Origin of the sequence: Afifella sp. IM 167 (assembly GCF_020144925.1) — a bacterium.
Classification (GTDB): domain Bacteria; phylum Pseudomonadota; class Alphaproteobacteria; order Rhizobiales; family Afifellaceae; genus Afifella.
Genome location: NZ_NSLC01000008.1, coordinates 200,778 through 219,666, shown reverse-complemented (window position 1 = coordinate 219,666; position 18,889 = coordinate 200,778). Strand labels below are relative to the sequence as shown.

15 protein-coding genes are annotated in these 18,889 nt (G+C 68.3%); 5 read left to right on the top strand and 10 right to left on the bottom strand.

Annotated features, from left to right (window positions below):
* The coding region (locus CLD20_RS15890; RefSeq protein ID WP_224407637.1) for a hypothetical protein at positions 1 to 4,958 on the bottom strand (4,958 nt) is incomplete at its 3' end.
* 400 nt (positions 4,959 to 5,358) lie between these two features.
* On the opposite strand from CLD20_RS15890, the gene CLD20_RS15885 reads away from it, so the two are divergent.
* The 4 genes from CLD20_RS15885 to CLD20_RS15870 all read left to right on the top strand — a co-directional run bounded on the left by CLD20_RS15885 (position 5,359) and on the right by CLD20_RS15870 (position 7,424).
* Positions 5,359 to 5,682: an Hpt domain-containing protein gene (locus CLD20_RS15885; protein WP_224407636.1), complete on the top strand. Its 324-nt coding sequence runs from the start codon at positions 5,359 to 5,361 to the stop codon at positions 5,680 to 5,682.
* 85 nt (positions 5,683 to 5,767) lie between these two features.
* The gene (locus CLD20_RS15880) at positions 5,768 to 6,088 is read left to right on the top strand and encodes a 2Fe-2S iron-sulfur cluster-binding protein (RefSeq protein WP_224407635.1); all 321 of its coding nucleotides are present in this window, start codon (positions 5,768 to 5,770) and stop codon (positions 6,086 to 6,088) included.
* Entirely contained in the window at positions 6,085 to 7,113 is a 1,029-nt protein-coding gene (locus CLD20_RS15875) for an NAD(P)/FAD-dependent oxidoreductase (RefSeq protein ID WP_224407634.1), read from the top strand. The genes CLD20_RS15880 and CLD20_RS15875 overlap by 4 nt, the downstream gene beginning before the upstream one ends.
* Before the next feature lie 146 nt (positions 7,114 to 7,259).
* Positions 7,260 to 7,424, top strand: a complete 165-nt coding sequence (locus CLD20_RS15870) for a hypothetical protein (protein ID WP_224407633.1) — start codon at positions 7,260 to 7,262, stop codon at positions 7,422 to 7,424.
* Positions 7,425 to 7,495: 71 nt separating this feature from the next.
* Here CLD20_RS15870 and CLD20_RS15865 read toward each other — a convergent pair whose 3' ends face one another.
* The 9 genes from CLD20_RS15865 to CLD20_RS15825 all read right to left on the bottom strand — a co-directional run bounded on the left by CLD20_RS15865 (position 7,496) and on the right by CLD20_RS15825 (position 17,274).
* Entirely contained in the window at positions 7,496 to 8,371 is an 876-nt protein-coding gene (locus CLD20_RS15865) for a tetratricopeptide repeat protein (protein WP_224407632.1), read from the bottom strand.
* A gap of 180 nt (positions 8,372 to 8,551) precedes the next feature.
* Complete coding sequence (locus CLD20_RS15860; protein ID WP_224407631.1) at positions 8,552 to 9,769, bottom strand: MFS transporter; 1,218 nt, start codon at positions 9,767 to 9,769, stop codon at positions 8,552 to 8,554.
* Positions 9,770 to 9,837: 68 nt separating this feature from the next.
* Positions 9,838 to 11,055, bottom strand: a complete 1,218-nt coding sequence (locus tag CLD20_RS15855) for a GNAT family N-acetyltransferase (protein WP_224407630.1) — start codon at positions 11,053 to 11,055, stop codon at positions 9,838 to 9,840.
* A 125-nt stretch (positions 11,056 to 11,180) separates the two neighbouring features.
* Positions 11,181 to 11,762 (bottom strand): hypothetical protein, encoded by a 582-nt coding sequence (locus tag CLD20_RS15850; RefSeq protein ID WP_224407629.1) that lies wholly within the window; start codon positions 11,760 to 11,762, stop codon positions 11,181 to 11,183.
* A gap of 63 nt (positions 11,763 to 11,825) precedes the next feature.
* Complete coding sequence (locus CLD20_RS15845) at positions 11,826 to 12,875, bottom strand: YcjF family protein (protein ID WP_224407628.1); 1,050 nt, start codon at positions 12,873 to 12,875, stop codon at positions 11,826 to 11,828.
* On the bottom strand, positions 12,872 to 14,368 hold the full coding sequence (locus tag CLD20_RS15840; protein WP_224407627.1) for a YcjX family protein: 1,497 nt from the start codon (positions 14,366 to 14,368) through the stop codon (positions 12,872 to 12,874). Before CLD20_RS15840 ends, CLD20_RS15845 begins: the two co-directional genes overlap by 4 nt.
* An 80-nt stretch (positions 14,369 to 14,448) precedes the next feature.
* Entirely contained in the window at positions 14,449 to 14,964 is a 516-nt protein-coding gene (locus CLD20_RS15835) for a histidine phosphatase family protein (protein ID WP_224407626.1), read from the bottom strand.
* An 80-nt stretch (positions 14,965 to 15,044) separates the two neighbouring features.
* A complete protein-coding gene (locus CLD20_RS15830) occupies positions 15,045 to 15,938 on the bottom strand; it encodes a hypothetical protein (protein ID WP_224407625.1) in 894 nt (297 codons plus the stop codon).
* The gene (locus tag CLD20_RS15825) at positions 15,925 to 17,274 is read right to left on the bottom strand and encodes a hypothetical protein (RefSeq protein ID WP_224407624.1); all 1,350 of its coding nucleotides are present in this window, start codon (positions 17,272 to 17,274) and stop codon (positions 15,925 to 15,927) included. Before CLD20_RS15825 ends, CLD20_RS15830 begins: the two co-directional genes overlap by 14 nt.
* 202 nt (positions 17,275 to 17,476) lie before the next feature.
* On the opposite strand from CLD20_RS15825, the gene CLD20_RS15820 reads away from it, so the two are divergent.
* The gene (locus CLD20_RS15820) at positions 17,477 to 18,808 is read left to right on the top strand and encodes an FAD-binding oxidoreductase (RefSeq protein WP_224407623.1); all 1,332 of its coding nucleotides are present in this window, start codon (positions 17,477 to 17,479) and stop codon (positions 18,806 to 18,808) included.
* Positions 18,809 to 18,889 lie beyond the last annotated feature (81 nt).

Below are 18,889 nucleotides of genomic sequence, written 5' to 3'. Positions count from 1 at the left end.
GGCTGGGACTGGCCGGAGGTGCGGGCCGGGGCCGGTGCGCGCTCGATCTCGCGGGCACGGGGCTCCGGCTGGGCCGGCGCTTGAGCTGGGGTCTCAAGGTTCGCGGCGCGCGGCAGCGTGCGCTCGACCGGTGCCGGCTGCTCCTGGACCGCCGCGGCACGGCGCGGCTCAACGGCCACCTCGCGCTGCGCCGGCGCGCTCCTTGCGGCGAAGCCGCCCGTCGTCGCCTCGCGGCGCGAGACGATGTCGGTGAGGGCGGAGATCGCCTCGATCTGCTCGGTGATGGCGCGGCGCATCGATTCGGAAGCGTGGCGCGCCTCCTCGGGCATTTCACGCACACCCTTTTCCAGATCCTGGCGGGCCTCCTGCAACTCGCGCTGCATGTCGCGGGCGGCATGGCGCATCTTCTCGGCGGTGGCGGAGAAGCGCTCGGTGGCGCCTTCCACGGCCTCCGTGATCTCGGCCATCAGGCGCGCATTGGCCTCGCGCACCTTCTCGTCGGACCCGGAGGAAACGGAACTCAGACGCTCCATCAACTCGGCGCGGGCCTGTTCGACGCTTTCGACGGCACGCTGTCCCTCGGCGATGGCGGCAAGGCGCATCGTCTCGAACTGGCTGATCGCAGAGCGCGCGGCCTCCTCGGCACGGCGTCCGAGCGCCTGGGCGATCTGGGCGACGCGCTCCTCGGCGGCGCTGAGGGTGCCTTCCAGCTCCTCGGCGGCGCTATGGGCCGACTGCGAGGTGCGGGAGGACAGGGTCTCGGCGATCTGCGTGATGCGCTCCTCGGCCGCGTTGAGGCTCTGGGCGAGCTCCTCGGTCGCCGCACGGGCCGAATCGGCGGTGCGGCTGGTCAGCGAGCCGGCGACCTGAGCAATGCGCTCCTCGGCGGCGGCAAGGCTCGCCTCCAGCTCCTCGGTCGCGCCGCGGGTGGATTCCCAGGTGCGGGACGACAGGGACTGGGTGATCGCCGCGATGCGCTCCTCGGCCGAGCCGAGGCTCTCTTCCAGCTCTTCCGTGGCGGAGCGGGCGGAGAAGGAGGCGCGGGCCGAAAGCGCGTCGGCGACGGAGTTGATGCGCTCCTCGGCGGATCCGAGCGTGTCGGAGAGCATGCCGGTGAGGCGCGTCAGCTGCTCCTCCACCGACGTCGCCTGGTTCGTCAGACCGGCCGCGATCGCTTCCAGCGCCTCGCTGCCGCCGCTGACGGCGCCTTCCATCGTGCGGTTCGCCTCGTCGAGCTGGCGGGCCGCCTGGGCGAGGGAGTCCGACTGGTTGTCGAACTGCGTGGCAATCGCCGTGATGTCGCGCAGGACATGGGTGGAGACGTCGCGCAGCGTCTTGATCTGGTCGGACAGGATGGAGGTCGAGGTCGAGGTCTCGCCCGCCGCCGCTTCCAGGGCGTTGCGGAGACTGTCGGCCTGATGCGCCAGGTTGCTTTCCATGGTGGAAAGCTGCTCGCCGGAGGAGGCGAGAACCGAGCCGAGCTGCTGGTTGGTCTCCTCGAGCCGCCCGAGCAGTTCGTTGATGTCGCTGCGGAAGCGGTCGTTCGTGCCGGTAACGGCTTCCACGATGTTGTGGGAATGGGTGTTGAGCGTGGAGAGGAGCGCATGGGCGCTCTCGTCCAGCCGGCCGATGGAGTCCTCGCTCGTGGCGCGGATCGTATCGGCCGTGGTGCGGCTGCGCTCGTCCCAGCCCTCGAACAGGTCCTGACGCTGACGGTCGAGCTCGGAGAAGAGGCTCCGGCGGTGCTCGTCGAGATCGCCGACGAGGCCCGTGCGCCGCTCGTCGAAGTCGCCGGTGAAGCCGGAACGACGCTCGTCGAGCTCGGAGAAGAGGCTCTGGCGCTGCTCGTCGAGATCGCCGATGAGGCCCGCGCGCCGCTCGTCGAAGTCGCCGGTGAAGCCGGAACGACGCTCGTCGAGCTCGGAGAAGAGGCTCTGGCGGTGCTCGTCGAGATCGCCGATGAGCCCCGTGCGCCGCCGGTCGAAATCGCCAGCAATGCCGGAACGACGCTGGTCGAACTCGGAGAAGAGGTTCTGGCGATGCTCGTCGAGAGCGCCGATGAGACCGGTGCTCCGCTGGTCGAGGCCTTCGGTGATGTCGCGAGCGCGGCTGTCGAGGCCTTCCACCAGCGACTGGGTCTGGCCGCTGACGTTTTCCAGGAACTGCTGGCCCTGGGTTTCCATGCCCTCGATGACGAAGCGACCGCGGGTCTCTATCGCGTCCATGAGGGTGGAGGAGCGGCTGTCGATGAGCGAGGCGAGCTCGTTCTGGCGGGCCGCCAGCATGGAATTGAGCGCCTCGGTCTTGTCGTTGAGCGCGTCGCTCGTCGTGTCGAGGGCTGTCTGCAGGGCGTTGGCGCGGGTGGAGAAGCTGTGCTCGACGGAGATCAGCCGCTCGCCGAAGCCATGGTTCACCTCGATCATGCGTCCGGCGATCGATTCCGTCAGCTCCTGGGTCTTGGAGGTGAGGGTCTCGCCGAGCTCGCTGAGGCGGCCTTCCAGGCTCGTCGACATCTCATTCTGGCCGTCGGCGAAGGCGGCCGAGATCTCGCGGGTGCGGGCAATCAGCGTCTCGCTGATCTGGCGGGCGCGGGTGTCGAGCGCCGTGTTGATGCGGCCGAGACGGTCGTCGAGCGTCTCCGTCAGGCCTTCGGCGCGGGTGCCGAACTGCTCGGTGACCTCGCCAATGCGGGCGGTGACGCGCGTCTCAAAGCCCGACAGGCGGCTGGAGACGGCGCTCTCGATGGTCTCGGCGGAACTGGCCAGGCGGATGGCGACGTTCTCGGCGCTCTCCCTGATGCGCGTATCGAAGCCGCCGAGGCGGCCGTCGAGCGTCGCGCCCATGTCGGAGATGCGGCTGTCGATGAGCTCGCCGAGAGCCTCGCTGCGCTCGCCAAAGAGATCGGAGACGCGCTTCGCGCTCTCGCCGAAGCTCGCCTCCACGCGCCCGACCTGATCGTCGAGGCTGAGGGTGAAGCGCTCGCCGGTGGAGGAGAAGTTCTTCTCCGCCTCGTTGAGACGCTCGGTGACGACCGCGATCTCCTCGTGCATCGCCGTGGTGACGGAGCGGCCGCTCTCGCCGAGTTGTTCGATGACCTTGCGCGCGCGGGTGTCGAGCACGTTGGTGACGATATCGGTGGCGCGCTCGATGCGGTTGCCGGATTCTTCCGACTTCGCGGTGATCGCCTCGGCGATCTCCTCGCCGCGCTCGCGCAGCCGGTCGGAAGCGTCGCCGGCCGTCGAGACGATGCGCTCGGCAAATTCCTCGCCGCGGGACAAGAGGCGGTCGGAGGCATCGCCGGTGGAGGAGGTGATGCGCTCGGCGAATTCCTCGCTGCGCGAGGCAAGCCGGTCGGAGACGTCGTCAGCGCTGGCGGTCAGGCGGACGGCGATATCCTCGCCGCGCGCGGAAATGCGCTCGGACAGGTCATCCGCGGCCGCGGTGATGCGCCGGGAATATTCCTCGCCATTGGAGGAAAGACGCCCGGAAATGTCTTCGCCGGCATCGGTGATGCGGCGGGCGTATTCCTCGCCATGCACGGAAAGGCGCGCGGAGAGCTGCTCGGAGCTGCCGGTGACGCGGCGGGTGAATTCCTCGCCCTGGGTGGCGAAGCGTTCCGAAAGCTCCTCGGCCGTGCCGGTGAGCCGGCCGGCGATGTCGGTGCTCTGGGTGGCGATGCGATCGGCGAGGGCAGGGCCTTCGACGATGATGGCGTTCTCGATGCGCTGGGCGGAGCTGCCGAGGTTTTCCAGCAGCGAGGAGGAGCGCTCGGTGAGCGTGTGGTTGAGGCGGTCCTGTGCGTCGCGGATACGCTCCAGGAGCTCGTTGCCGCGCTCGGTGAAGCTCTCGGCCGCCTGCGTATGGCTGCGGTTGAGGTTGTCGACGAGATCGCCGGAGCGATAATCGAGCGCGCTCGTCAGGCGCTCGCTGGTCTGGTCGAGGCGCTCGATGAGGTTGTCGGTACGGTCCGACAGGGCCGAGACGAGCTTCTCGCCGGCCTCGCCGAGATCGATGGTGACGGAGCTGGTGCGCTCGGAGAGGAGGTCGGCGATGCGCCGGGCCGCCTCGTCGGCGGTGGACAGGATCTGGTCGCTGGTCTTGGCGAGATCGGAGGTCAGCGTCTCGTGGGCGCCGCCCATCGCCGCCTTGATGCGGTCGGCGTTCTGCAGGATCGCCTCGCGCTCGGAGACGAGCTCGTCGATCAGCCGGCGGATGCGCATCTCGTTGTCGGTATAGGAGCGCTCCAGCGAGGCGACCTCGTTCTGCACGAGGACTTCCAGCTCGCTGGCGCGGGCAAGGGCGCGCTCGATGCCGTCGCCCATGGAGGCGACTTCGCGGCGGATGGCCTGGCCGACGGTGACGATCGATTCCTTGGCGATGTTCTCCGGCTCGGCGAGGCGCAGGGCCACTTCCGTCATGGTGCGCGAGACGATGCGCATTTCCTGCGAGCGCCAGATCATCAGCGCCATGACCCAGAAGAGCAGGACCGGCACGACGATGGCGACGGCCAGCGCCACGAGATGCGGCGCCTGGCTGAGCTGGTCCATCGAGCGGATGGAGGTGATCTCGCCGCGCCACAGGCCAAGGCCGAAGGCCGCGCCGAGGCCGCCCCAGACGGCGGAGAGGAGGAAGGCGGTCCAGAAGGGAGCGTAGGAGGGACGGCGCTGCAGGGCATAGAGAAGGTTGCCGATGGAGCGGACATCGTCGTTGGCGGCGCGGCGGGCCTTGCGGTCGCCGTTGCGCGGGCGCTCGGGCTCGGCCTTCCTGTCGCGCCCGTTCGGCTGCGGCTGGCTCTGCCTGGTTGCGGGAGCCGGCGTCACCTTCCTGGCGGGCGCGCTGGCGCCGGAGGCTGCGTTCGATGCCGAGCCGCGCGTGGCCGCCCCGAAATCGATGCGCAGAGCCTCCTCCACGGCAGACAGCGCCGCCTCGGTCGATTCAGCCTTCGGAATTTTACCCATGACACTACGCTCCGGTCCGTACGCAACGACTATAACGGATGCCGTGCCGGCCTTTTTGTGGCCGACAAGCGAGGACGACGAATGCGGGGTTCATTCGTCAGGCGCCCCTACCTTACACCTCGATCACATCGGATCGCCGCCGCCCGATACTTCATACGCAGCCGCGCCGCGCAAGGGCGGCTGCGTCCTCCCCATTCAAACTGGCTGTGGTATCCTAATATTTCTGTAACGCTGTGAGAAGCGGCAATTGCTTCGTGCGCATTTTCGGCCGGGGCGAATTGCGAATAATATGAATGGGCTGCGAGCGCGTCTCAATCTGAAACAACAAGCGTGCGCCGTATTGGGAAGGCATGGCCGCCTTTTGGCGGGATGACGCGAAGCGGCGAGGGGCGGGCGGGTGATGTCGGCAGACGGGAAAGCACTCATCCTCAACGAAGCCCATCTGGCGCGCCAGACCATGGGCGACGCAGAGTTGCAGCGCGAGATTCTTTCGCTCTTCGTCGCCGAGGCGGAAAGGCTGCTGCGCCAGGTGCACGAGGCGAAGGATCCGGTAAAGCGGGCCGAGCGGGTGCATGCGCTGAAAGGACTTGCCCGCAATGTCGGGGCAGAGCGTCTCGCCCTCGCCGCGAGCGACGCGCAGGCGGAAGCGGCGAGGCCGGAGGGCGACCTCAGCGACCTCGGCATGGCCGTGGAGGAGGTCATCGCCCATCTTTTGGGCCGTTGACTGCGACTTAGGCGCGTTGCGCCAGAGCCATGCTTGACATAGCCGGGAGCGTGCCTAAACCCGTGCCTCGCAACACGGATCGGACATGCCCAAGATTACCTTCATCGCTCAGGACGGCACCCGCCACGAGGTGGAGGCCGAAAACGGCTCGACTGTCATGGAAGCGGCCCTGAAAGAGGGACTTTCCGGTATCGAGGCCGAATGCGGCGGCGCCTGCGCCTGCGCCACCTGCCACGTCTATGTCGACGAGGATTGGTTCGAACGCACCGGCTCGCCGGAGCCGATGGAAGAGGACATGCTCGACTTCGCCTACGACGTGCGCCCGACGTCGCGACTGTCCTGCCAGATCAGAGTACGTGACGAGCTCGACGGGCTCCTCGTCACCATTCCGGAGCGTCAAGCATGACTGAGCCGCTTTTCGAGACCGACGTCGTCATCATCGGCGCCGGACCGGTCGGGCTGTTCGCCGTTTTCGAACTCGGCCTTCTGGACCTCAAATGCCATCTGGTCGACATCCTCGACCGGCCGGGCGGGCAGTGCGCCGAACTCTATCCGGAAAAGCCGATCTACGACATTCCCGGCTGGCCGGAGATCTCTGCCCAGGGCCTCGTCGACAAGCTCATGGAGCAGATCGCTCCCTTCAACCCGGAATTCCATTTCGGCGAGATGGTGACGGAGTTGGAGCGCCTCGGCGAAGAAGGCTTCCGCGTGCGCACCGACGCCGGCACGACCTTCAAGTGCAAGGTTCTGGTGATCGCCGCGGGCGGCGGCTCCTTCCAGCCGAAGCGCCCGCCGATCCCGGGCATCGAGGAATACGAGGGCACTTCGGTCTTCTATTCGGTGCGCCGGATGGAGGATTTCCGAGACCACGAGCTGCTCGTCGTCGGCGGCGGCGATTCGGCGCTCGACTGGACGCTCAACCTGCAGCCGCTGGCGAAGTCGATGACGCTGGTGCATCGCCGGCCGGAGTTCCGCGCCGCGCCGGACTCCGTCAACAAGATGTTCGCGCTGCAGGAAAAGAACGAGCTCGTCTTCCAGCAGGGACAGGTGACGGGGCTGAAGGGCTCGAACGGCCAGCTGGAGGCGGCGACGCTGAAGACGCCGGAGGGGGAGATCGAAATCCCCTGCACGCGCATGCTGCCGTTCTTCGGGCTCACCATGAAGCTCGGCCCCGTCGCCGAATGGGGGCTCAACCTCGATGAGAACCTGATCCCGGTCGATACGGCGAAGTTCCAGTCGTCCGAGCCGGGCATCTTCGCCATCGGCGACATCAACACCTATCCGGGCAAGCTGAAGCTCATCCTCTCCGGCTTCCACGAGGCCGCGCTGATGGCGCAGGCGGCCAAGCACCATGTCGCCCCGAACGAGCGCATCGTCTTCCAGTACACGACCTCCTCCTCGAAGCTGCAGAAGAAGCTCGGCGTCATCTGAGCCGCAACCGGGCATAGCCGATCAGCGACGGGCCGCCTCTTCGGAGCGGCCCGTTTCGCTGCGTGCAATCGGGCACATCGGGCGAAGGCGCCGCCCCCTAAACCTCTCTCCATGGAACGCGGCATTGCCGCAAACGGGAGAGAGAAATGCGCCAGCGCCTGTCCTTCGAGATCGATCCGGCCTTCGCCAATGCAGAGGGCATCCGTGACGGGCTTTCGCCGATGGAGCTCGTGCGCCGCGACGTGGAGACCGTCGCCAGCTTCTTCTCCCGCCTGCGCCAGCCGCGCCGCGCCAAGGTTGCGGCGCGCTGAAAACGAGAAAGGCCGGAGCTGTTCGGCCCGGCCCTTCTTCGATCCGAAGCCGGGCAAATGCCCGGCTTTTTTTATTGCGCCCTGGCGACCGGCGGCAGGACGCCAACGACCTCCATGCCCTCGAACTTGCGGTCGGCCGCATTCGGCTCCCCCGAGGTGAGGCCCGGCAGGAAGGCGGGCGCCAGCGCCGGCAGGCCGGCGCCGATCGCCGTCATGGCGGAGGTGCCGTTCTCGGCCGCCATGCGCAGAGCCTGGCGCGAGCGCCAGGAGAGCGGCGCACCGATGTTCTTCGTGCGGCTCAGCGTCGGCTCGGCGAGATCGCGCCCATCCGCCGCCGTCGCCCTGAGCTCGCTCCAGCGCTGCCTGTCGTCCCCGCCGGCTGACCCCTTCACCGAAGCGCCGGTGGCGAATGCGAGATAGAAGGCGCCGACCGGGTTGCCGGCCTTGGCCGCGTTCAGTTTCCAGCGATAGGCCTCGCCTTCGTCCGCGACGACGCCGAAGCCGCCGAGATAGGCCTCGCCGATATTATTCATGGCCGGGGCGAAGCCCGCCTCCGCCGAACGGCGATACCAGGCGATCGCCTCCTCGCCCTCGCGGCGCACCTTCTCTTTCAGACCGCCGGAGATCGCCGAGCCTTTGCGCTGGCGCAGGATCCAGTCGCGCGGGCTCATCTCGAGCCGCTCCCAGGCCTGCGCCTCCCTCAGGGCGGCCAGATGGAACATTGCCGCCGGATCATGCTCGGCGATGCCGCGGCGGTACCAGCGCGCGGCGCGCGCCTCGATGCCGAGGCTCTCCCACAGGAGCCCGCGGACGCGCATCTTCTTCAGGCAGCCATCCATCGCCACCTTGCAGTTCGTCTCCAGCCTGTGGTCCTGCCAGGCCATGAAGCCGGCCAATGCCGGCCCCACCAGAAAAGCGGCCGCGACAGCAAGAGATATCCGTTTCATCGTCCAGACCCCCGCAATCATTACCGAAAGGTTTACGGCCAATCGGACGACTTGCGTAAAATTGTCGGGACGTTGGTAAAGCGACAGGATTAACGCGCGAGCCTGCGGTTTCTGAAAGAAATCGTCGGGATATCGGATAGAATTGTCGGACGAAAAAGAAAGTGTAGGCGAGGCGGGAAGTTACTCCGCTGGAGCCAGGCCCGGGCGGGATTTCCAGACGACTTCCACCCCCTCATCGGGATGGCGCGGGATCAGCCGCACGAGGATGAGCGATGTGGTCGCCATAGCCGCGCCGATGAGAAAGACGGCCGAGGGCGAGACCAGCCAGATGAAGCCGAAGGAAGCGGGAATGCCGACGGCGGCGATGTGGTTGATGGTGAAGGCGACGCCCGCCGAGGGCGCGATATCGGCCGGCGCGGCGATCTTCTGGAAGTAGGTCTTGAGGGCGATCGCCATGGCGAAGAAGGCATGGTCGACAACGTAAAGGCTCGCCGCCAGCCAGGGATTTTCCACGAAGGCGTAAGCGAGGAAGACGCCGATCAGGCCGATATACTCCACCGTCAGCGCGGCGCGCTCGCCGAAGCGGACGATCATGGCGCCGATCTTCGGCGCAAAGAGCATGTTGAAAGCGCAGTTGATCAGGAAGAGGAGGGCGATGTCGCCGACCTCGTAGCCGAATTTCTGCACCATCATCAGACCGGCGAAGACGGTGAAGATCTGCCGGCGGGCGCCGGCGAGGAAGGTCAGCGCGTAGTAGAGCCAGTAGCGGCGGCGCAGGACGAGCTTCTTCAGCTGCGGCGTCTCTTCCCGGAAGTCCGGAAAGGCGAAGACGAGAAAGAGGACGATGGCGAGCGTCGTGCCGCCGGCGATCATGAAGACGGCGGTGAAGGAGAGCTCGAAGGTCTTCCATCCGATGGCGATGAGGCCGTAGGCGACGAGCTGGGCAACGCCGGCGACAGCGAGGATGCGGCCCATGATGCGGGGCGCCTCGGCGCGCGGCAACCATTGCAGCGCAAGGCTCTGGTTCATCGTCTCGTAGTAGTGGAAGCCGAGCGACATCAGCAGCGTCGTGGCGTAGAGGCCCCAGGCGCTCGGGAACCAGCCGGTTATGGCGACGCCGATGCCCAGAAGCGCCAGAGAGACCAGCGCCAGCGTCTGCTCGCGCATGACGAAGAGCACGTAGATCGCCAGGAACGACAGGAAGCCCGGGATTTCGCGGATCGATTCCTGAAAGCCGATCTCGCGGCCCGTCAGGCCGATGCCTTCGACCGCGAAGTTCTTGATCAGCGTCCACCAACTGGCGAAGGCGATCTGCATCGCGGCCGCCATGATCATCAGCATGATGGCGGGCGTTCGCCACCCGGTGGCGGCGGAAATGGAAAGGCTCGGACGCGGCATGGCGCGTCTTCCTATACGAGCCGATGCCCGGCGCATAGAAATTTGAAGATGTGCTTCGGAGCCGCGCTCTAGAGGCGGAGCGTGCGCCCGGCGAGGAAGGATCGCATGCCCTGCGGCAGGGCATAATAGAGGTTGCGGATCGCCGGTTTCAGCGTGTCGACGACGATGCCCTGATAGAGCCTGCCGGTTGCCGTCAACGGCATGGCGTAGTCGGCGACCTCGACCTCGCCGCTCTGCCATTCGCGCTTGTTGCGGAAGCGCGGGGGCAGCATGTCGTAACGCAGGATGCCTTCTTCGGCGCACCAGGCGAGCACCATCTCCGTCAGGACGTTGCCGGGGCCGTGCGCGGCGAATTCCGGCGAGAAGGCGCGCAGGAAGAGGTGGTAGGCGCCGTTGTGCAGGAAGGCGATCTCCTGGGCGGCGAAACGACCGCCGACCGTGAGGCGCGGGGCCAGAAGCCGGACCGCCCCGCCGCTCCCGCCGAGCTCGCCGGCGAAACTCTCCAGACAGTCATGGGTGCGCCGGTCGAGGAAGGCGCGGCTCACCATGCCCTTGTCCTTCAGCCAGTCGCGCTTCAACTCCAGCGTTTCCTCAAGCCACAGGCGTGTGGTCGCCGGATCTTCCGGCATCACGAGCTCCAGCTCGCCGATGGCGGCAAGGGCGTTGCGGCGGCGGTTACTCTCCTTGCGGAGCTTGGACTTCCTGGAGGCGAGGAAGGCCTTGAGGCCTTCCGGATCGGTGACGGTGAAGGGCGCGGCGTCCGGCTCGCCGAGCCGGCGGGCGAAGGCGGGCAGGGCGGCGGCAAGGGCCGAATCGGCGCGCACGCGCTCGACGGTGAGAAGATCGACGCCGGCCGCCCGGAGCGTTTCCAGCGCCGCGGCGAAGAGAGCGAGCGGATCGCCTTTCGGCGCGATCAGGATCTCGTCGTACTGGGAGATCGGCGCGCCGGCATTGGAGGCGATGCGGACCGGGATCGGCCCGCAGCGGCAGATCTCGATCGGCCAGACGAGGCAGAGCTCGCCGCGCATGCGCACGGTCACGCACCAGAAGCGCTCGGGCTTGTCGGCGGTGAAGTGCCGTGCCCAGATCGACAGGAAGGAGGGGGTCTGGAAGACGCCGTTCGCCGCCCTCGCGGCCAGACGCTCCCATTCGGCAGCGAGAGCGGCAAAGGCCGCCGCGCCACGCACGATCTCGCCCGTCAGCGCCGGGCTGGCGGCGCTCGCGGCATGGGCGGCTCTCGAATGGCCAGGCTCGTCAAAGACGGTCGCGGAAGGCGCGGTCGGCATCGGATCTCCAGAGCGAGTCCGCGCCAGCCTCACAGAGGGTCGTGAAGATTCCGCAAAGACAAACGGCGGTCGGGGGGATCGGCGCCTCCGACCGTCGCCGCTTACGCGGCCGGGTTCTCTCTCGCCTAGCGCTCGCCGGTCCGCTCGATCGATCCCGTGACGGTCGGGTCGTAGATCGGCAGGGCGTCGGCATCGGGCCGGGCAAAGCCCATCGCCGCGACGGGCAGCGTGCGCCCGGAGCCCGGATCGTAGAGCGAGAGCGTCACCGTCATCTTGCCGGGCCCTGCCGGCTCGGCGGCAAGGCGGCCCTGCAATTCGCCGCGGACGAGCTTCAGCATGAAGCCCTCGCCGGAGCGCTCGCCGACGATATTGGCGCCGTCACCCTCGGCGCCATCCATGAAGGAGCCGAAAAACTGTTTCTGATCAGAGCTATAGCGGAGCCGGGCATAGACCGGGGCGGAGAGCGAGCCGGTCCAGCAGCGGCCCGTCATGCCGAAGGCCATCTGGCTGCGGGACGGGTCTCCGGCGAGCGCGCAATGGAAGCGCAGGCCGCTTTCTGGACCGACGAGCAGACGTCCCGAGCCGCGCCATTCGCCGCCGAAGCGCTCCATGAAGAGGGCGGCGTCGTCATCGACCGCCGCCGCCTTCGAAGGCACGATGGCAGGCGCGGTGATGGCCAGGGCGGCGGCAAGCAAGATACGACGCATGGGCGGCTCCAGAGGACGGCGGCAACGGCCGGAACTGCTCAGACGATAGGAGTCAAATGCCAATCATTCGTTAACCCTAGCACCATTTTGCGTCGCCGGCGTCACAGTGTCCCGCCGGCCGGTGCTGAAGGAGACGAGATCGCCGGCGATGTCCTTCAGCCGGGGGCGGGCCTGGGCAACGAAGGGGACCGGGCGGCAGACATCGAGCGCGGAAAGTCCGATCCGCGCCGTCATCAGGCCGTTGACCACGCCCTCGCCGAAACGGGCGGAGAGCCGGGCGGCGAGGCCGTGGCCGACCACCTGCTGGAGGAGGGTGTCCCCGATAGCGATGGTGCCGGTCACGGCAAGGTGGCTGACGACGGCGCCGGTGAGGCGCACGAGGCCGAAGAAGCCCGGCCGGCCGCCATAGATCGTGGCGATCTTGCGGATGAGGCCGAGGCAGGCGACGAGCACGTAGGCGACGTCGATCAGGGCGCGCGGGCTGACCGCGGTGACGACCGATACCCGCCTGGCGGCGCTGGAGATCGCGGCCTTGGCGCGGCGGTCGAGCGGCAGGACGAGGTCGCGCTCGGCAAGGCGAATGAGATCCGCGCCGTCCATGACGGCACCGAGATTCTGCTTGAGCTGGCGCCTTCCCTGCGCCGTGTCGGGCCGGCCCTGGTACTGGCGCACCAGATCCTGGGCGACGCGGCGGGCCTTTTCGCGGTCGTTGGCGGCATAGGCCGCGTCGGCGGCAAGGCGCAGCCGGGCGACGGCCTTGAGACGGGCAAGCGCGATGAGCTCGCGCCCGACGATGGCCAGAAGCGCGGTGAGGAAGAGCGCCAAAAGCCCGAGGCCGAGCCAGCCGAGCCAGTCGGCGCGCTGAAAGAGGCTGCGGATGAGGTCGTCGACGGCGATCCCGACGGCGAGGGAGAGGAGCCCGCCGCCGCCCGCGGCGGCGATGCGGCCCCAGCGGATGCCGCGTTTCTTCGGCTCCACGATGGTGCTGACGGCGCGCTCGGCATCCTCCTCGACCGGATCCAGATCGGCGAGGATGTCCTCTTCGATCTCGGCGGCCCCCGGCTCGTCGAGGCGGAAGGCTTCCGGCGCGCGTCTTTCGGCGGCGGGGCTCATTGCAGCCGGTCTCCGACAAGGAATTCGAGGGCCTGATCCAAGCGGATATGCGGCAAGGAAAGCTTAATGCCGGTCTCCGTGCGTTCGATTTTCGGCGGGCGGAAGCGCAGATAGCGGAGCGCCAGACTCTCCTGCGTGGCGACCTCCTCGGCCGCGCCGGCCATGCGGCCGGCAAAGAGCGGCGGTTCAAAGATCGATTCCGGATCGGCCGGCAAGTCTCCGGGAAAAAGGGCGATTTCGCTCGCGCCGTCATAGACCTCGCCGGCGACCTTCTCGCCTTCGAGCGGCACGCCGGCGATGGCGGGAAGGCTGCGCCCGTCGCGCGTGACGGTGACTTCGCGCGTGGCACGGACCGCCGCCAGCGGCATGACGCGCACTTCCGCGCCGGCGAAGGAGGCACGCTTGGCCGCCTTGTCGGTGAGGCGGGCGAGAAGGGCGGCGAGGTTGTCGTGGTCGGAACGGTGCACGTGGTCGGCCTTGGTGGCGGCGAAGAGGATCTTGTCGATGCGCCGCTGCAGGATCGAGGTCAGCCAGTTGGAACGGCCGGGGCGGAAGCAGGCGAGCACGTCGGCGAGCGCCTGTTCGAGGTCGCGCAGGGCGGCCGGGCCGGCATTCAGCGCCGCCAGCATGTCGACGAGGACGATCTGCCGGTCGAGGCGGGCGAAATGCTCGCGGAAGAAGGGTTTGACGACATGCGTGCGGTAGCTCTCGTAGCGCCGCGCCATCATCGCCGCGAGGCTGCCGGGCTCCGGCTCAGCGCCGGGCTCCAGATCGAGGGGGGAGAAGGTGAGGGCGGGCGAGCCTTCCAGGTCGCCGGGCATCAGGAAGCGGCCGGGCGGCAGCATGGAAAGGGCGTGCTCGTCGGCGCGGGCGGCCCGCAGATAGGCGGTGAAGGCGGCGGCAAGCTCGCGCGCCGTGGTCTCGTCCTCCTCGGCGCCGGGATCGACGCGCGCCAGCGCGGCGTGCCATTCGGCGGCAAGGCCCATGCGGTGCGGCTCGCGCGACATGGCGACCGCCTCGGCCGACCATTCGGCGTAGGATTTTCCGAGGAGGGCGAGGTCGAGCAGCCATTCGCCCGGATAGTCGACGATGTCGAGGTCGAGCCGGCCGGGGCCGAAGGTGCGTTTCCAGCCGCTCGCCGATTCGTATTCGAGCGTGACGCGCAGCTCGCTGATGCGGCGGGTGGAGCGCGGCCAGACACGCTTGTCGACGAGGTTCTTCACATGCGCCTCGTAGTCGAAGCGCGGCACCGCATCGTCGGGCTGCGGCTGCAGCCTGGCGCCGGCGAGACGGCCGGAGGCATGGGCGTCGAAGAGCGGCAGACGCCCGCCATGGATGAGGTTGTGGACGAGGGCGGTGATGAAGACGGTCTTGCCGGCGCGCGACAGGCCGGTCACGCCGAGCCGCAGCGTCGAGGAATTGCCGAGGACGCCTTCGAGGATGTTGTCGAAGGCGATCCGGGCTTCGTCTGCAAGGGAGATGATGGAGGCCAAATGGGGTGCCTGGATTGCGGCGCGATTCTTTGTTTCCGTCCCAATATGGGCAGAAGCAGGCGCTGGCGCAAAGTGCGGCCTCAGGACGCCAGGTCGGCCGGCCTCACATAGCGCTCGAGACGGGCGCCGCCCCCGGAGAGATCGCTCCAGCTCCCGTCGAATTCGACGGCCGCCAGCGTGCCGCTCGGATATTTGGCGTTGAGGCGGGCCAGCTCCTCCTTGTCGCCCGAGCCGGCAAGGGCGAGCGCCGTCTCGTAGATCATCGGGTTGTGACCGATGACGAGGCAGCAGAGCGAGCCGCCGCCTTCGGCGCGCAGGATCTTCAGGTAGTCGTCGTCGGCGTCCTGGTAGAGAGCGTCCGCATAGCGGCGGTCGACGGGCAGCGGGATGCTCTCGCCGACGAGGCCGAGCGTCTCGCGTGTGCGCTGCGAGGGCGAGCACAGGACGAGATCGGGCTCATAGCCGGCCTCGGCCATGAAGCGGCCCATCAGGCGGGCCGCCTCGCGTCCGCGCTCGTTGAGCGGGCGCTCGAAATCGGTCTTGGCACCGGAGTGCCAGTCCGACTTGGCATGGCGCAGGAGGAGGAGGGTCGGCATCGATCCCGCTTAGACGAAAGGTAAAGAAGGGAGCAAGCACCTTGCGCGCGCGCGGCCTTCATGTCGCGCGGAACACGCGCTCACGAGGCCTTCGGCTCTTTCTTGTCGCCTTCCTTCGGGCCGGTGACGAGATCGTATTCGGCAAGCTCTTCCGGCGTGAAGAGGTAGAGGCGGTCCTTCGGCGTCTGCATGGCCCGGATCCAGACGCGCGGATCGACGCCGAAATCGACGAGAAGCTCCTGCGCCTCGGCCGAGACGCGCTGGGCCTGGTCCATGCCGTCGGCCAGCGTGCCGAGCGAACCCTTGAGCGCATAGATCTGGTGAACGCCGATCCATGCCGTCTCGTCCGCATGGCGCTCCACCCCGCCGGCGAAGAGGAGGGGGCAGGAGGAGGCGCAGTAGCCGTCGGCGGCGACGCGGGTGTGGAGGCCAAGCTCGCGCGTCTTGCGCGCCATGGCGATGGCGTCGGCGACGGAGCCGCCCGGCGAATGCAGGAGAAGTTCGGCGCCTTCCTTCAGCGGATGATCGGCGAGGTAGCGTTCGAATTCGCCCGCCGTGCCCGGAACGATGGTGCCTTGAAGGAGCAGCCTGTCCTCGCCGACCGGCTGGAAGCGCATCGGCTCGGCTTCCTGGAAACTCTTGCGCGGGTAGGGTACGCCGGAGGGCGTTTCCCGGGCGCCGGGGGCGACGGGCCGCGTCATCGGCAAATAGGGCCGCACCTGATCGCCGGGCGCCGGGCGCGACATCGTCACGGGGGCGCGGGCAGGGCTGGCGAAGGGATCGGTGCGGCGCTCCTCGACGATCGCATAAAGGTCGAAGCCGACCATCATGACGGTCAGGCCGATGAGGCCGTAAAAGGCGAGGCGGAGAATAGAGCCTTCGGGCAGGGCCTTGAGGCGTGCCGTCAGGCCCGGCCTTTGCCCATAGCCGTCGGCCGCGTCGCCCGGCAGCGCTTCCGCCTCAGGATGCGGCATGGCCGTGCGGGCCTTTCGGCGTCAGCGGCGTGATGTTGCGCGGCTCGCTCCGTAAGGGCTCATTCGGGTGTGGCTCGGGCGGCCGCTGCTCCTCTGCCGGTGTCTCCGGCGCATCCGGTTCCGCGCCGGCCTCTCTTGCGACCTCGGCCCGGCGAACGGGATCGGCCTCGCGCATGCGCTCGTAAAGCCGCATCGCCGCCAGCATGTCGCCGGCCGTCATGGCGTTCTCGTCGATGTCCGGATCCTCGTGGTGGCGGATGGCGCCGTGCACTGCGACGAGGATGAGGACGAGCACGGCCGGCATCAGATCGATGGAGATGGCGCCCGCCCATGAGGGCAGGAAGTCGCGTGCGTAACGGAGCACCGCCTCGGGCGTGGAGAGCGGCACGAAGCGGGCGGGGCGCACCGGCTCGCGCGCCAGAATGTCGTCGGCGGCGGCCGAAAGGGCGGCCGATTGCGCCTTCACCGCCTCGGCGACGTTGCCGACGACGAGGTCCTGGCGCTGGCGGAGATCGGCGTCGGCCCCGTCGGCGACCGGAGCGATGAAGCTCATGGAAAGATCCTCGGCGGCGCGCTTCACCGCCGGGGCGATGGAAGTCTGCTGCAGCGAGGCGACGACGCCGGCCAGCGAGACGGCCTCTTCGGCAAAGGAATCGGCGCGCGGATCGATCGGGCCGGAGGCGGAGACGAGGCGGCGCATATTGGCGAGGTGCTCGCCGCCCTGCTCGAAGAGGCTTTTCACCCGCTCGCGCGAGGCGGCCACTTCCTCGCCGAGGCCGCGTAGCTGCCCGGACATCTGGTTGAGGAGCTGGACGACGGTGCCGGAGCCGGAGGTGCCGGTGAGGGCGCCCGATTCCCGCTCCTGGTCGGCAAGGCGGGCAAAGCGATCGGACGCCATCTGGATGTCGGGCAGGAGCGACTGGGCGGCGAGCGCATTGTTGTGGGCGCCGTCGAGATCCTGCGCGTAACCTTCCAGCGTGTTGGCGAGATGCTGCTCCAGCGCCGCCGAGCCGGCGAGGGCGGCCGCATTCAGCCACGAGGACATGGCGACGATCATGATCGAGCCGATCAGCATCGCCGCCAGCAGGCCGCGCTGGGCGCGCCGGTCGCGCACATGCGGCATGAACTTCATCAGGTAGGACCAGAAGGCGTAGATGCCGACGGAAACGGCGGCCGAATAGATGATGGCGCCGAAGAAGACGATCGCCGCCGACCCGTCGAGGAGGCCGCGCACGCCAAGATAGGTGTAGACGCCGGAGGCGAGCGCCAGGACGGCGAGCGTCACCTTGGTGGTGAGCTCGAGCGTGTCGATGCCTTCCCTGAGGGCTCTCGCCATGTGGTCGGAACTCCCCTTTCATCCATTAGATAGGCGAAAAGGCGACACGGCAATCCGGCCACAACAAGGCCGGCCCGGCGAATGAAGGGCGAACTCGCAGTCTCGCCGGCCGCTCCGACGCGCTTGGTCGCACATGGTGCATTTGCGGACTTCCGCCGGCAGGGCTAGAGGGGCGGCGAGCAAGGCAGAAAGGACCGTTCGAATGGCCGCCGAGCCGCATGCGCCGAGCTATTACGCCGCCACCGGCGAGGGCAGGGTCTATCCCGTGCTCGCGGGGGAATGCGAAGTCGAAACCGCTGTCGTCGGCGGCGGGCTCGCGGGCCTCACCGCCGCCTTTCTGCTGGCGCGGGCGGGACGGAGCGTAGCGCTCCTGGAGGCGAACCGCGTCGGCTGGGGCGCCTCGGGCCGCAATGGCGGCTTCGTCTCGCCGGGCTATGCGCAGTCGATCTTCAAGGTGGAGGAAAAGCTCGGCCTGCCGACGGCGCAGAAGCTCTTCGCCCTGTCGCGCGCCGGCGGCAGGTTCGTGCAGGAGCGTCTCGCCGAGTTCGGCATGCCGGAGGTGATCGGCGGGCGCGGCTGGCTGAAGGTGGTGCGCCACAAGGCCGACCGCGAGCTTGCCGAGCGCGCCGAACGCATGCAGCGCGATTACGGCGTGACCTATCAGATCTGGCCGCGCGAGGCGGTGCGCGAGACGTTGCGCACGGAGCGCTATTTCGGCGCGCTTCACGACCCCGAACCTTACCATATCGACCCGCTCGCCTATGCGCGCGCGCTGGCGGAAGCGGCGGCCGCGAGCGGGGCGCAGGTGTTCGAGGCGAGCGCCGCGACGGGCCTTGAGAAGTCAGGCTCCGGCTGGCGGGTGCAAAGCGGGCGCGGCTCCGTTTCGGCGCGCCATGTCGTGCTCGCCGGCAGTGCGACGCAATCGGGCGTCTATCCGCCGATCGAGCGGGCGGTGCTGCCCGTCGCCACCTATGTCGTGACCTCCGCGCCGCTCGGCGACAAGCTCGACGCGGCGATCCACTTCGCCGGCTGCATCGGCGATACGCGCCGGGCGAGCGACTATTACCGCATCGTCGGGACGGGCGAGGAACGCCGGCTCCTCTGGGGCGGGCGCATCACCACGGCGCGCGAGGAGCCGGCCGAACTCGCGGCGATGCTGAAGAAAGACATTCTGGCCATCTACCCGCAGCTCGGCGATTTTGCGGTGGAATACGCCTGGGGCGGCCTCATGGGCTACCAGCGCTCGGCGATGCCGATCATCGGCCTGCTTTCGGGCCGGCGCGATGCCGGCATCTGGGGCGTGACGGCCTTCGGCGGCCACGGGCTAGCCCAGACGGCCGCCGGCGGCAACCTGATCGCCGCGGCGATCGCGGCGGGCGACGACACGTTCCGGCTGTTCGAGCCGTACCTGCCGGCCTTCATCGACCGCACCATCGGCGGACGGAACATTTTCGGGCGGGCGGCGACCCAGTTTCTCTATTGGCGCATGCAGCGCGAGGACCGGCGGCTGGAGGAGGCGGCGAGCGCGGGCTAGGGCGTTTCACCCCGCTGCACAAGCTTCCCCCAAGGGATAAACGCGCCAGACGAGCCCCGGCCGCGCCGCCGCGACCCTTCG